Origin of the sequence: Halobaculum sp. EA56, from assembly GCF_051195075.1 — an archaeon.
Classification (GTDB): Archaea; Halobacteriota; Halobacteria; order Halobacteriales; family Haloferacaceae; genus Halobaculum.
In genome coordinates this window covers 128393-141069 of sequence record NZ_JBNTJX010000002.1, presented here as the reverse complement: position 1 = coordinate 141069, position 12677 = coordinate 128393, and the positions used below count along the sequence as shown (strand labels likewise).

Below are 12677 nucleotides of genomic sequence, written 5' to 3'. Positions count from 1 at the left end.
ACCGCGAGTGAGCCAGCCGCCGGGCTGGCGAGCGAGCGGCTGTTTCGGCATTACGGGAAATCGCAGATTTCCCGTCGGTAGTCAGAACGCGAAGCGGTCTGACGACATCATCAGAATCGCGGAGCGATTCTGATTAGTAGTCGGATTCCGGCGGAATCCGACGACATGAACGGGTTTTGGCGGGGGTCGACGAGCGAGCGCCGAAGGCGCGAGCGAGGAGGGCCCCGTTAACAGAGGTTCACTCGAACTCCTCGATCAGCGCCGGCACCACGTCGAAGAGGTCGCCGACGATCCCGTAGTCGGCGATGTCGAAGATGGGCGCGTTCGGGTCGGTGTTGATCGCGATGATCGTCTCCGCGCCCTTCATGCCGGCGACGTGCTGGACGGCCCCGGAGATCCCGATCGCGAGGTACACGTCCGGGGTGACCTGCTTGCCGGACTGGCCGACTTGGCGGTTCTTCGGCAGCCAGCCGTTGTCGACGATCGGCCGGGACGCCGACAGCGTCGCGCCGGTGACCTCGACCAGTTCCTCGATCAGTTCGAGGTTCTCCTCCTCCTCGATGCCGCGGCCGATGGAGACGAGGAACTCCGCCTCGGCGATGTCGACGTCGCCGGCGCCGACCTCCTCGTAGCCCTGCACGCGGGCGCCCGACTCGGCCTCGTCGAAGTCGTACTCGAACGGCTCGATCGGCACGTCGGCGGGCTCCTCGACGGCGGGCCACTCGCCCCCGCGGACGGTGACGACGAACGGCTCCTCGCTCACCTCGACGGCGGTCTCGACCTTCGAGCCGTACATCTCGCGGGTGGCCTCGAGCCCGTCGTCGTAGGAGAGCCCGACCGCGTCGGCCACCAGCGGCAGGCCGAGCCGGTTCGCGACCGCCGGGGCGTAGTCCAGCCCGTTGACCGAGTTGGGCAGCAGGACCGCCGTCGGCGACAGCTCCTCGAACAGCGCCGCGGTCGCGCCGGCGTACAGGTCGTGGTTGAACTCCGCGCCCGCCTCGACCGTGTGGACCGCGTCGACGCCCGACAGCGAGAGCCGGTCGGCGAACGCCTCCACGTCGCCGGCGATCACGGCCACGTGGAGGTCGCCGTCGAGGTCGTCGGCGAGCTCGCGGCCCGCGCGGACCAGCTCGAAGCTCACGTCGCGCAGCTCGCCGCGGCGGTGGTCGGCGACCGCGAGCACGTCGCTCATTCCGACACCACCCCCTCGGTCCGGAGCACGTCGGCCAGTTGTGCCGCCTGCTCGTCGGCGTCGCCCTCGAAGTACGTCGCGTCGGACTCCGTCTCCGGCTCGTACATCGCGGTCCGGCGCATCGGCGAGGCGACCGCGTCGGCGTCGAGCCCGAGGTCCGCGAGGCCGAACTCGGCGATCTCCTTGCTCTGTGCCTGCCGAATGCCGCGGAGGCTGGCGTACCGCGGCTCGTTCAGCCCCGTCTGGATGGTGAGCACGGCCGGGAAGTCGACCTCGGTGAGCTCCTCGACGCCGCCCTCAAGTTCGCGGTGGACGTGAGCCATCGAGAGGTCGTCCTCGGTCTCCAGGTGGTTGACGACGGCCGCCCAGTCGAAGCCGATCTCGTCGGCCAGCGAGACGCCGGTGGCGCCGAAGCCGTCGTCGGCCGCCTGCACGCCCGTCAGCACGAGGTCCGGCTCCTCCTCGTCGACGACCGCCGCGAGCAGCCGCGTCTTCGCCGCCACGTCGAGGTCGGCGCCGGCGACCTCGTCGTCCCACACGCGGATCGCCCGGTCGACGCCCTTCGCGAGCGCCATCCGGATCGTCTCCTCCGAGCGCTCCGGGCCGATCGTGGCCGAGACGACCTCGACGTCCTCGTACTCCTCGGAGAGTTGAACGGCCGCCTCGACGGCGTAGTCGTCCCACTCGTTGAGGTCGTACTCGAGGAACTGCTCGTCGATGTCCGTCCCGTCGATCTCGAAGTCGTCGGCCGCCTCCGCGACCTCCTTGACCGTGACGAGGATCTTCATCGCGCAAACGTTGCCGTGGTCGGGGGTAAACAGTTTCGGAAACCGTGGGGAGCGAGCGCCCCGGTGCGGCGATGGAGGCGGCTACGTGCCGGCCCCGTCGTCCGGGTCGACGCCGGGGGTCTCGCCGCCTCCGGGTCCGCCGACCCCGTCGCCACCGGTTCCGTCGCCGTCGTCGGCTCCGTCCGCGAGCGAGATGAGGTTCTCCCGGCCGAGGCGGAGCTTCTCGACGCGACCCTCGTCCGCCATCGCGGAGAGCAACTGCGACACCTTCGCGTCCGACCAGCCCGTCTCGCTGACGATGTTGGCCTGGCGCATCCGTCCGCCGTTGCGCTCCAGCAGGCGCTCGACGCGCTCCTCGTCCGAGAGGAGTTCGAGGTCCTCCTCGACGTCGTCGGCGCCGTCGACGTCCGCCGCACCGACGGCCGCCGTCGCGGGGTCGTCCGCCGCGCCGCCGCCGTCCGCCCCCCCGTCGGTGCCGTCCGTCGACGCGTCGGCGGCCGCCGCCGCGGTCGAGCCGTTCTCCCCGCCGTGGTGGTCCGGGGAGGCCCCCGTGCGTCCGGCAGTCGAGTCTGCGGCGTTCGGTTCGGTCGCGACCGGCTCGCCCGACCGGAGGCCGCCGCGGCGGTACGCGAGCGCCGCGACGACGAACAGGAGCACCGCGCCGCCGCCGACGACCAGTTCCATCGGGAGCCCCTGGTTCCCCGGAGGCGGCGCCGCTCCCGGCTCGTATCTGACCTCGATATCCCCGGAATCGAACGTCTGGGGCCCCTCCGCGACGATCCGCCGGTTACTGATAGAGTAGCTGAATCCCTGGGAGACGTCGCTCACCTCGTAGTCGGCCGGCGGCTCGATGACGAGACGCTGGGACGCCGACAGCGACCCGAACCAGGTGCCGTTATCCGGCGTCCGGAGCGCGTCCCCGAGGACGAGCGCGCCGTCCTCGCCGGGAGCGAGGAAGTTCGACCACGTGAACCGGAGGCGGAGCACGCCCGACTCGTTGTGCAGCGTCGCGCTCCGGTTCACCCGGACGACGGACATCTCCCTGCCGGTCGCGTTCGACGCCGCGGCGGCGGCGTTGCGGAACGGCCCGACCGCGGGGCCGCCGTCGGCGTCGCCCGCCTCGTAGGCGGCGGCGTACTCGCGGAACGCGTCGCGGTCCGCCTCGTCCCCGAGCGGGATCCGCGTCTCGACGGTCCAGCGGGCGTCGCCGTTCGCGCGCAACGAGACGGTGAAGTTCGTCCGCGGGGCGCCGACGGCCAGCGCGGGGCGGCCGTCCGTCGGAGCGGGAGCCGCGTCGACCGCGGGGGACGGAGCCGTCGGCTCGCCGGCGGTCGCGGCGGCCGATCCGGTAACGACGGCGCCGAGAAGGACGAGCGCGGCGAGGAGGGCTGCGTGCCGCATTCTGTATGTTCGACTCTTGGCGTTCCCGCAAAACCCTTTCCATCGATAACACGCGCCGGACCCCCATCGGGCGGTTCCGGGGAGCGCCGGCGCGCGTCCCGGCGACGGACGGCGCCGTCCGGCCGGCTTTGAGCCGGTTTTTTATCCGAGGCCGCGGTAGCGCCTTCCCATGCGAGCTATCCCCGTCGCCCTCGCCGCCCTCCTCGTCTGTGCCGCCGTCGGCGTCGGCGTCGCCGCGCCGCCGGCAGCGGCACCGGACCGCGGCACCCAGGTCGGGGTCGCCGCCGCCGGAGCCGACGACGGCGGGACCGGAACCGCGGCGTTCACCCCCCACAACGGAAGCGGCGCCCTCAGGGTGCTGTCGCTCAACGGGAGCCAGCGCGTCACGGCCGACGTCGACGTGGTGACCGTCGACGCCGGGACCGCGACCGGGCTCGGGGCGAACGCCTCGGCCGCCCGGATCGAGACGATCGCGATGCGCGAGCGGATCGAGAGCGCGAACACGACCGACGAGCGACAGAAGCGGATCCTCGACGGCCTCAACGAGGTCGACAAGGACGTCATCACGCTCCACAGCCGCCAACGGGCCGCGCTTCGGGGATACGCCGACGGCGAACTCACCGCGCGGCAGTTGCTCGTGGAACTCGCGGAGATACGCGCGACAGCACGGACGCTCGAAGAACGAGTCAGACTCCTGAACCGGCTCGCCGACGAAACCGAGGAGTTCTCCCTGGACGACAGTCGGGTGTTCTCGATCATCTACGACCTCCAGACGTTCGACGGGCCGGTGCGGGAGAGAGCCGCCGCGGCGCTTCGCGGAGAGCCGGGCGCGTCGACCCGCATATACGTCGCAACCACCCGCGAGAGCGTCGTTCTCTCCACGGTCGCCGGCGACGAATACGTCAGGGAGGCCTTCCGCGGGGACCTCCGCGACCGCGACGAGACCGGGATCAACGAGGAAGTGGCGCAGAACGTGACCGAGCGGAGTTACCCCGAGGTCTACGCCGCGACCGGCGGGTCGGTCTCGGGACAGGGCTCCGGCGGGACGTTCCTGTTCGACCTGCGGTACCCCAACGGGACGCTGACCGCGTTCGTCGGCGGCGGAAGCGAGCGCGTGTTCCTCGAGTGGCAACGTGTCGACCTCGCCGGCATCGACACCGGCGAGCCGGTGTCGCGAACGCTCGATCTCACGCTCACAGTGAATCGGACGTTCCCCGGCGGGCCGCTCCGGGTCGCCGTCACGGATCCCGAGACGGGCGATCCGATCGACGCGATCGTGAAGATCGGCCGCGAGGGCGGCGAGAGCGTCGAGGTCGGGACGACCGGCGACGACGGAGTCCTCTGGACCGTCTCTCCCCGCGGGTCGTTCGTCGTCACGGTCGTCGAGGTGGGGTCCGCCGAGGTCTCGACGGTCAGCGTCGAGCCGAGCGACCCGCATACCGTCGAGGAGGCGTTCTCGAACTCGACCGGGTCCCCGTCGATCGACGACGGGACGTGACTCGGCCCCAACGGAGCCAACACGACGCGGTCGCGTGCCGAGGGTTCTTGTCCGATAGGGGGACCACCGCGACCCGTCGATGGATCCGACGACGCCGGCCGTCCCGGCCGACGAGCGAGCGACGGCCGCGAGCGTCGGCGTCGCGCTGCTGGTGCTCGCGACGGTCGCGCTCTCGGCGGCGGTCGGCGCGGCGGCGCTCGCGGCGTCGCCGGCCTCGCCCCCGCCGACCGCCGCGGTCGATCTCGCGGTCGAGGACGGGACGCTCACGTTCACGCATCGCGGCGGCGACGCGCTGGACGTCCGCGACCTCCGGGTCGTCGTCCGCGTCGACGGCGACCCGCTCCGGTTCCAGCCGCCGGTCCCGTTCTTCGCCGCGCGGGGGTTCGAGAGCGGACCGACGGGGCCGTTCAACGCCGCGAGCGACCCGGGCTGGTCCGCGGGCGAGACGGCCTCCCTCGGGGTCGCCGGAACGAACAGCCCACGCCTCCGGTCCGGAGCGCTCGTCGAGGTCTCGATCTACGGGCGCGACCACCGGATCGCGACACTGCGGGCGGTCGGGGGGTGAGCCGTGAAGGGCGCGGGTCGGGTACCGCGGCCGCTCAGTCGTCGGTCGCGGCCGGCCCCTCGGCTTCCCCGGCTTCCTCGTCCCCCGCCGTCTCGCCAGCGGTGTCCGCGAGCGGCTCGGCGTCGCCCTCGCCGCCGGGCGCGTCCTCGGGGACCGTCGCGACGGAGGTGATCGCCCGCGGGGCGCCGCGGTGGCGCTGCTGGATGAAGTGGCGCGTCCCCTCGAAGCCGGCCTCCCGGAACATCCGATCGGCCTCCTCGGCGTCGTAGAACAGCATGATCGCGTCCGCGAGCTTCTGGAAGAGCTTCAGTTTCGGGTAGTCCGGGCCGACCACGAGGACGGTGCCGCCGGGCTTCGTGACGCGGCGGAACTCCCGGAGCGCCTCGACGGGGTTCGGCCAGTACTCGATGGAGCCCGAGGACCACACCTTGTCGAAGGAGTCGTCCTTGAACGGGAGGCGCTCGGCGTCGCCCATGTGGAAGCGCACCTTCCCGCGCTTGCCGAACTTCCGGAACGCCTGCTCGAACTGCCCGCGCGACTGGTCGAGCGCGTACACCTCGTCGACGTGGTTGAGCAGCCCCTCCGTGGCGAAGCCCGTCCCGGCGCCCACGTCGAGCACGCGGTCGTCGCGGTCGGCGTCGAACCACTCCAGCGCCCGGTTGCGCATCCGGTCGTCCCAGATGTAGGGGTTGATCGTGTCGTAGACGCGCGAGAAGTAGCGGTAGAACAGCCGCGCGTTGTCCTTGTCCTCGAGGATTCCCATTGCGCTCGCGTTGGGGCGCGGCGGTCATAACCCCCACGGAACCGCGGTCGAGCGCCCCGGCGGCCGCGCCCGCGATCCGTCGCGTTCCGCGTGGCCGCCGCCACCGTTGCGCGCGATAGCCGGCTACCACCGTTGCGCGCGATAGCCGGCTACAAGTCCCGCGGGGACGGAGTGCGGGGCATGAAGCTCTCGGAGGCGACGTGGACGGAGGTCCGCGACGCCGACGTCGACGCCGCGCTGCTCCCGGTCGGGAGCACCGAACAGCACGGCCCGCACGCGCCGCTGGGAACCGACGCGCTGACGGCCGAAGCGGTCGCCGACGCGGCCGCTGAGCGGTGGGCGGAGAACGGAAACGTGGACGGTAGCGGGGACGGAGCCGACGGCGGAGGGTCGGAGGGTGACGACCCGGACCGCGGTACCGGCGGACCCGACCGCGACAGCGAGGGCTCCGACCGGGACGGCGACCTCCTCGTCGCGCCGCCGGTCCACGTCGGGGTCGCCGAGGAACACCGCGCGTTCGACGGCACGCTGTGGGTGTCGCCGGACACCTTCCGCGCGTACGTCCGCGAGACCGTCGAGAGCCTCGCGCACCACGGCGTCGACCGGGTCGTCCTCGTCAACGGCCACGGCGGCAACGTCGAGGCGCTCGCGGAGGTCGCCCGTCGCGTCTCGCGCGACGACGCGACCGACGCCTACGCCGTCTCGTTCACCTGGTTCGAGGCGGTCGGGGAGCACGCGGGCCGGATGGGCCACGGCGGCCCGCTCGAGACCGCGATGCTGCGACACGTCGCCCCCGACCTCGTCCGCGAGGACCGGGTCGCGGACGCCCGCGACGGGGGGAGCGGGCGCTGGGGGGAGTGGGTCCGCGGGGTGAACCTCGCGCACGACAGCGACGAGTTCACCGGGAACGGCGTCGTCGGCGACCCGACCGGGGGGACGGCCGCGCTCGGGGAGGAACTGCTGGACCGCGCGAGCGACGCGCTGTGTGACGTGGCCGGCGCGGTCGCCGGGCGGGAGCGGGGGAGGCGGGAGCGATAGCGGTGCGGGCGTGTGCGGTCACGGAGCCGGGGCGGGAGGGCCGCCGCCGGCCGCGTCTACGCCTCCGCCTCCTCCGTGTCGTCCGCGTCGGCGTCCGCGTCGACGCCGTCGGCGTGGGCGTCCTCCAGGTCGCTCTTGATCTGCGGCACGGTGCTCGTCAGGTCGCCCACCTGCCCGTGCGCCTCCTCCAGCGTCTCGACGAGTTCCTGGAGGCCCTCGATCTCCTCGGCCAGCTCGTCGTCGTCCTCGAACGCGCCGGCGCGCTCGCCGAGCACGTACTGCTTCTTCGCCTGCCGGAGCTCCTCGACGGCGTCGCCGGTGTCGAGCGCCGACCGGAGGCCGTTGAGCGCGCCGAGGACGTTGTCGGCGTCCGTCTCCCAGACGGCGTCCGCCGTCGGCAGCTTCGACTTCGCCGCGCGGAGGTGTTCCTCGACGTCCGCGCGCATCTCGTCGGCCGCTTCCCCGAACAGGTCGTCGTCGTCGAACGTCGCCTGCGCCATGAGCGCCGGTTCGCCGCCGACCCGCTTAAGCGGTCGCCCGAAAGTGAAAGTGAAATCGCCCACGGCGCGGTCCGACGCGGTCGGATCCGCGCCGCGGCCGGTTCGGAGCGCTGTCGCGCCGCGGCGGGCGGCCCGGGAGCCGCCCCGTCTCCCCTCACTCCTCGTCGTCCCCGTCTGCCCCGTCGACGACCTCGACCAGCTTCATGAGGGGGTACCCGTCCTCCATTTCCATCCGGGTGCGGACGGTCACGCCCCCGTACTCGACCCGCATGTCGACCTCCATCAGGTGCCCCGACAGCTCCGTGTAGCCGTTCTCGTGGTCGATGTCGGCCGCGACGGCGTCGTCGTCGATGGCGACCGCGACGTCCTCGCAGTACGGCTGGTTCTCGATCGACTCGGCGATCGCCGTCTCCAGCGAGCGCGTGCTGGCGGGCGAGACGGGCGTCCCCGCGAACTGGTGGTACAGCGAGCCGAACTTGATGCCGGCCTCGAAGCACGCCTGCCGGGCGTCGGTTGCCATGCCCGATCGTCGGCGGCGGCCGGGAAATGCGTACCGGGCTCGGGGATGGCGCGGACGCCGGGCGGACCTGTCAGCGGCCGCGAGGGCGCCCCGCGAACCGCACGATACTTACCCTCGCTGGCCGGAGACTCGACCGAATGGACGAACCGGTGTTGCTCACGGGGGCGGGCGGGCGCGTCGGCCGCGCGATCCTCGCCGGCCTCGGCGGGGCGTACGACTGGCGCCTCCTCGACCGCGAACCGCTCGCCGCGGACGCGCTCCCCGCGGGGATCGGCGACGAGGACGTCGTCGTCGCCGACGTGACCGACGAGACGGCCGTCCGCGATGCCGTCGAGGGCGTCGGCGCGGTCGTCCACCTCGCGGGCGACCCCCGACCGAACGCACCGTGGGACTCGGTGCTGTCCAACAACATCGACGGCACCCAGAAGCTGTTCGCGGCGGCCGCCGACGCCGGCGTCGACCGCGTCGTCTTCGCCTCCTCGAACCACGCGGTCGGCGCCTACGAGACGGACGACCGCACGCCGGACATGTACCGTACGGACGACGAGTTCCGCCTGGACGGCTCGGAGCTCCCGCGACCCTCGAACCTCTACGGCGTCTCGAAGGCGACCGGCGAGACGCTCGGGCGCTTCTACCACGACCACCACGACCTGACGGTCGCGTGCGTTCGCATCGGCAACCTCACGAAGGACCACCCGCCCAAGGAGTACGAGCGCGGGCAGGCGATGTGGCTCTCCCACCGCGACTGCGCGCACCTGTTCGACCGGTGCCTCCGCGCCGACTACGGCTACGAGATCGTGTACGGCATCTCCGACAACGACCGCAGGTACTACTCCATCGAGCGCGCCCGCGAGGTGCTCGGATACGACCCGCAGGACAACTCCGCCGAGTACACCTTCGAGGGGAAACCCAAGGAGGAGGCCGAGCCGGACTCCGCCTGACCGCCCCTCGCTCAGAACAGCCCCTCCACGTCCTCCTCCTTGCGCCGTTCCCGCTCGACCAGCCCGGTCAGCCGGTCGTACACCAGCCCCCTGGTCCCCGGGTCGTCGGCCCGCAGGAGGTCGAACAACAGCGCGGCGAACCGGGAGCGGCCCGCCCGCTCCTCCGCGCGGGCGAACCGCGCCGCGTCCGCGACGGCGTCGGCGTCGAGGTCGTGCTCCTCGGCGAGCGCCTCGGCCGCCCGCGCCGCGGCGTCGAGCGACAGCGACCCGGGCGCGACGCGCTCTCCCTCGTGTGTGATCGGGGGCGCCGGTCCGCGCTCGACGCGCTCGGGGTCCGCGGCCAGCCGCGCGAGCGCGTCGCGGACGGCCGCCACGTCGACGCCGCGGTAGTCGTCCGGCACCCCGGCGAGGTACGTCCCCGCGCTTTCGGCGAGCCCGACCGCGCCCGACCAGTTGCGCCCCCGGGCGTGGTACTGTGCGGCGGTGAACTGGATCAGGCCGTGGAACAGACGCTCGTCGCGGACGGCGGACTCGGGCGCGTCGTCCGCGGCGGCCACCTCCGTCAGATCGAGCCAAACGGCCTCCCAGGGATCGTGAGCGGCGTGGAACTCGCCGGCGGTGTAGAGGGCGATGCCGGCGCGGAGCGCCGCGACGCGGGCGGACTCGTCGGGGGCGTCGCTGGTAGCCACAGCGGAACTCGTGCGGGCGAGCGTTTCAGTCTGTCCGTGGCGGCGGGACGGGCGGCGACGCAGTCGTAAGCGACGGGAGTCGCTCGCGGTGTGGCGGCGCGGTAGAAACGTCCGGACGGAGTTCACGTGAGCGAAGCGAACGTGAACAGGCCGGACGTGACTGAGCGAACGAAGTGAGCGAAGGAACGTCCGGACGGAGATTTGAACTCCGGTCCCTGGCTCCGCAAGCCAAGAGGATAGTCCACTACCCTACCCGGACTCAACTCGACCGACGCCGGCGCCACGTAAAGGGATTCCGATCCTGCCGACCCGTGCGACCGACCACCGAGACACAAACGCGCCCTTGCGTCTACGTCGGACTTTTGCGTTCAGCCGTCGTTCCCTGAAACATGGACAGACGAACCGTCCTCGCGGCGGCGGCCGGCGTCGGGTCGGCCGCGCTGGCCGGCTGTACCGGGGGAAGCGGAGGCGGCGGCTCGGGCGGCGGCGAGACGAGCGAGTCCGAGACGCCGACCGAGAGCGCGACGCCGAGCGGGGAGGGGGAGTTCCCGCGGATCACGAACCGCTCGTTCGACCGCACCGGCGACGCGGACGAGCAGGGCGAGTCCGCGTCCGTCGCGTTCGACGACGACCTGGTGACCGTCACCGGCGTCATCCGCGGGAAGAACGGCTGTATGCAGGCGTCGCTGGAGGCGGCCGAGTACGATCGCGGGGCGGACGAGCTCCGCGTCCGCGTGACGACGGTCCGCGAGGGCGGCGACGTCTGCACCCAGCAGATCGTCTACCGCGGCTACGAGGCCGCCGTCGAGTTCGCCGGCGGGCTCCCCGCGTCCGTCGTCGTCGAACACGAGTCGATGGACGAGGTGCGGACCGTGGCCGACGTGACGCGCTGAGCGGGCGACGGCGCCCGGCCCCGACCCGACGCCGCGAACCCTCAAATACGATCCCGACCCACCCGGCGTATGACCGACGAGGCGCCGGCCCGCAAGCGCGACGCGACACGAGCCGATGCGGCAGAGGGCGTTCCAGCTGAGGACGACGCGACAAAGGACGACGCGGTTGAGGGCGACGTGATCGCGGGCCCGCGCGACCGGGACGGACGGGGCGACGAAACCGGCACCGGGCGAGCCGATACCGGACGAACGGGAACCCTTATGCGGCACACTCGCCTGGGAGGGGATACGAGTATGGGCGCTATCGAGGACGTCTACGAGGACCTGGACGCCGACGTCCCCTTCGAGGAGTTCGAGGCCGCCGTCGAGCAGAAGGTCGAGGACATGGGCGGGCTCGCCGACGAGGAGACCGCGGCGATGCTCATCGCGCACGAACTGCGCGACGAGGAGGTGAACAGCGTCGCCGACATCGAGCCGGGGATGGACGAGGTGAAGTTCCTCGCGAAGGTGATGACCGTCGGCGAGGTGCGCACCTTCGAGCGCGACGGCGAGGACGACGACGGCCACGTCCTGAACGTGGAGGTGGCCGACGAGTCCGGCCGGGTCACGATCTCCCTGTGGGACCAGGTCGCCGTCGACGCGAAGGAGAACCTCCAGGCGGGGGACGTGCTCCGGATCATGGGCCGCCCGAAGGAGGGGTACAGCGGGCTGGAGGTCGCCGTCGACAAGGTCGAGCCCGACGCGGACGCCGAGGTGGACGTGGAGGCCGTCGAGGAGTACCGCGTCGAGGACCTGACGCTGGGCGCCTCCGACGTCGACCTGCTCGGTGTGATCCTCGACGTCGACACCGTCCGGACGTTCGACCGCGACGACGGCTCCGAGGGGAAGGTGTCGAACATGACCGTCGGCGACGAGACGGGGCGGGTGCGCGTCACCATGTGGGACGAGATGGCCGACCGCGTCGAGGAGCTGGAAGCCGGGCAGACCGTCGAGATCGTCGACGGCTACGTCCGCGAGCGCGACGGCGACCTCGAACTCCACGTCGGCTCGCGGGGGGCGATCGAGGAGGTCGACGCCGAGGTCGAGTACGTCCCCGAGACGACCGACATCGCGGACCTGGAGCTCGACGACGTGGTCGACATCGCGGGCGGCGTCATCGAGACGAGCGAGAAGCGCACGTTCGACCGCGACGACGGCTCCCAGGGTCAGGTGCGCAACGTCCGCGTCAAGGACGACACCGGCGAGATCCGGGTGGCGCTGTGGGGCGACAAGGCCGACCGCGACATCGACCTGGCCGACCGCGTCGTCTTCACCGACGTGGAGATCCAGGACGGCTGGCAGGACGACCTCGAAGCATCCGCGGGGTGGCGCTCCTCGGTGACCGTGCTGGAGGACGCCGACGGCGACATCGCCGCGGCGGCCTCCGGCTCGGCCGAGCGCGACGCCGGGCAGGGCGGGCTCGACTCGTTCGACTCGGGGGACGCGAGCGGCTCCGGCGGCTCGGCCGCCGCGGCGGCGACGACGGAGGCCGCGGACGGGGCGGACCGCGACGACGGAGACGCGGACGCCGGCGGCGTCGTGGAGTTCACCGGCACGGTCGTGCAGGCGGGCGACCCCGTCGTCCTCGACGACGGCACGCAGACCCGCTCGGTCGAGACCTCGGCGAAGCTCCGACTCGGCGAGGAGGTCACCGTGCGCGGCGTCGAGGAGGACGGCACCATCGACGCCGACGACGTGTTCTGACGCCCGCCGGCGCTCCCTCGTCGGCGACACGCGCGACCGTAATCACCCGCATGCAAGGTCCCCGACGAGAAGGCGGGGCGTCGGCGCGCCGCGTGGGGCACGGCCCCACGAATCACGCCAAGGGAAACCGTTATACACGCCACACT

General features: G+C 72.2%; 13 protein-coding genes and 1 tRNA gene. 6 read left to right on the top strand and 8 right to left on the bottom strand.

The annotated features are described in order from the left end of the window. Nucleotides 1-238: 238 nt before the first annotated feature. The 3 genes from ACQUQ1_RS03865 to ACQUQ1_RS03855 all read right to left on the bottom strand — a co-directional run bounded on the left by ACQUQ1_RS03865 (nucleotide 239) and on the right by ACQUQ1_RS03855 (nucleotide 3381). Nucleotides 239-1192: an electron transfer flavoprotein subunit alpha/FixB family protein gene (locus ACQUQ1_RS03865; RefSeq protein ID WP_435062949.1), complete on the bottom strand. Its 954-nt coding sequence runs from the start codon at nucleotides 1190-1192 to the stop codon at nucleotides 239-241. Further along, nucleotides 1189-1980 carry an electron transfer flavoprotein subunit beta/FixA family protein gene (locus ACQUQ1_RS03860; RefSeq protein WP_435062948.1) on the bottom strand — a complete coding sequence of 264 codons (792 nt, stop codon included), beginning with the start codon at nucleotides 1978-1980 and terminating at the stop codon, nucleotides 1189-1191. Before ACQUQ1_RS03860 ends, ACQUQ1_RS03865 begins: the two co-directional genes overlap by 4 nt. 81 nt (nucleotides 1981-2061) lie before the next feature. Next, nucleotides 2062-3381, bottom strand: coding sequence for a helix-turn-helix transcriptional regulator (locus ACQUQ1_RS03855; protein WP_435062947.1), 1320 nt, complete (start codon nucleotides 3379-3381; stop codon nucleotides 2062-2064). Between the two features lie 169 nt (nucleotides 3382-3550). On the opposite strand from ACQUQ1_RS03855, the gene ACQUQ1_RS03850 reads away from it, so the two are divergent. Both ACQUQ1_RS03850 and ACQUQ1_RS03845 read left to right on the top strand, forming a co-directional pair. Then, complete coding sequence (locus ACQUQ1_RS03850) at nucleotides 3551-4879, top strand: DUF7096 domain-containing protein (protein WP_435062946.1); 1329 nt, start codon at nucleotides 3551-3553, stop codon at nucleotides 4877-4879. Nucleotides 4880-4958: 79 nt separating this feature from the next. Further along, the gene (locus tag ACQUQ1_RS03845; protein WP_435062945.1) at nucleotides 4959-5444 is read left to right on the top strand and encodes a type IV pilin; all 486 of its coding nucleotides are present in this window, start codon (nucleotides 4959-4961) and stop codon (nucleotides 5442-5444) included. A 34-nt stretch (nucleotides 5445-5478) separates the two neighbouring features. Here ACQUQ1_RS03845 and ACQUQ1_RS03840 read toward each other — a convergent pair whose 3' ends face one another. After that, nucleotides 5479-6207 (bottom strand): methyltransferase domain-containing protein, encoded by a 729-nt coding sequence (locus ACQUQ1_RS03840; protein WP_435062944.1) that lies wholly within the window; start codon nucleotides 6205-6207, stop codon nucleotides 5479-5481. Between the two features lie 180 nt (nucleotides 6208-6387). On the opposite strand from ACQUQ1_RS03840, the gene ACQUQ1_RS03835 reads away from it, so the two are divergent. Then, entirely contained in the window at nucleotides 6388-7245 is an 858-nt protein-coding gene (locus ACQUQ1_RS03835; RefSeq protein ID WP_435062943.1) for a creatininase family protein, read from the top strand. Between the two features lie 56 nt (nucleotides 7246-7301). Here ACQUQ1_RS03835 and ACQUQ1_RS03830 read toward each other — a convergent pair whose 3' ends face one another. After that, the gene (locus ACQUQ1_RS03830; protein ID WP_435062942.1) at nucleotides 7302-7745 is read right to left on the bottom strand and encodes a DUF5790 family protein; all 444 of its coding nucleotides are present in this window, start codon (nucleotides 7743-7745) and stop codon (nucleotides 7302-7304) included. Between the two features lie 154 nt (nucleotides 7746-7899). Continuing rightward, a complete protein-coding gene (locus ACQUQ1_RS03825) occupies nucleotides 7900-8265 on the bottom strand; it encodes a dihydroneopterin aldolase family protein (protein ID WP_435062941.1) in 366 nt (121 codons plus the stop codon). Nucleotides 8266-8402: 137 nt separating this feature from the next. Here ACQUQ1_RS03825 and azf point away from each other — a divergent pair, with 137 nt between their 5' ends. Further along, on the top strand, nucleotides 8403-9206 hold the full coding sequence (azf, locus tag ACQUQ1_RS03820; protein WP_435062940.1) for an NAD-dependent glucose-6-phosphate dehydrogenase Azf: 804 nt from the start codon (nucleotides 8403-8405) through the stop codon (nucleotides 9204-9206). A gap of 11 nt (nucleotides 9207-9217) precedes the next feature. On the opposite strand, the gene ACQUQ1_RS03815 is transcribed toward azf, so the two are convergent. Together ACQUQ1_RS03815 and ACQUQ1_RS03810 are read right to left on the bottom strand one after the other, a co-directional pair. Continuing rightward, entirely contained in the window at nucleotides 9218-9895 is a 678-nt protein-coding gene (locus ACQUQ1_RS03815; protein WP_435062939.1) for a DUF309 domain-containing protein, read from the bottom strand. Nucleotides 9896-10081: 186 nt separating this feature from the next. Next, nucleotides 10082-10154 (bottom strand) — tRNA-Arg (locus ACQUQ1_RS03810). Between the two features lie 130 nt (nucleotides 10155-10284). On the opposite strand from ACQUQ1_RS03810, the gene ACQUQ1_RS03805 reads away from it, so the two are divergent. Then, nucleotides 10285-10788 carry a hypothetical protein gene (locus ACQUQ1_RS03805; RefSeq protein ID WP_435062938.1) on the top strand — a complete coding sequence of 168 codons (504 nt, stop codon included), beginning with the start codon at nucleotides 10285-10287 and terminating at the stop codon, nucleotides 10786-10788. A 294-nt stretch (nucleotides 10789-11082) separates the two neighbouring features. Continuing rightward, nucleotides 11083-12531 carry a single-stranded DNA binding protein gene (locus ACQUQ1_RS03800; RefSeq protein WP_435062937.1) on the top strand — a complete coding sequence of 483 codons (1449 nt, stop codon included), beginning with the start codon at nucleotides 11083-11085 and terminating at the stop codon, nucleotides 12529-12531. Nucleotides 12532-12677: the final 146 nt, after the last annotated feature.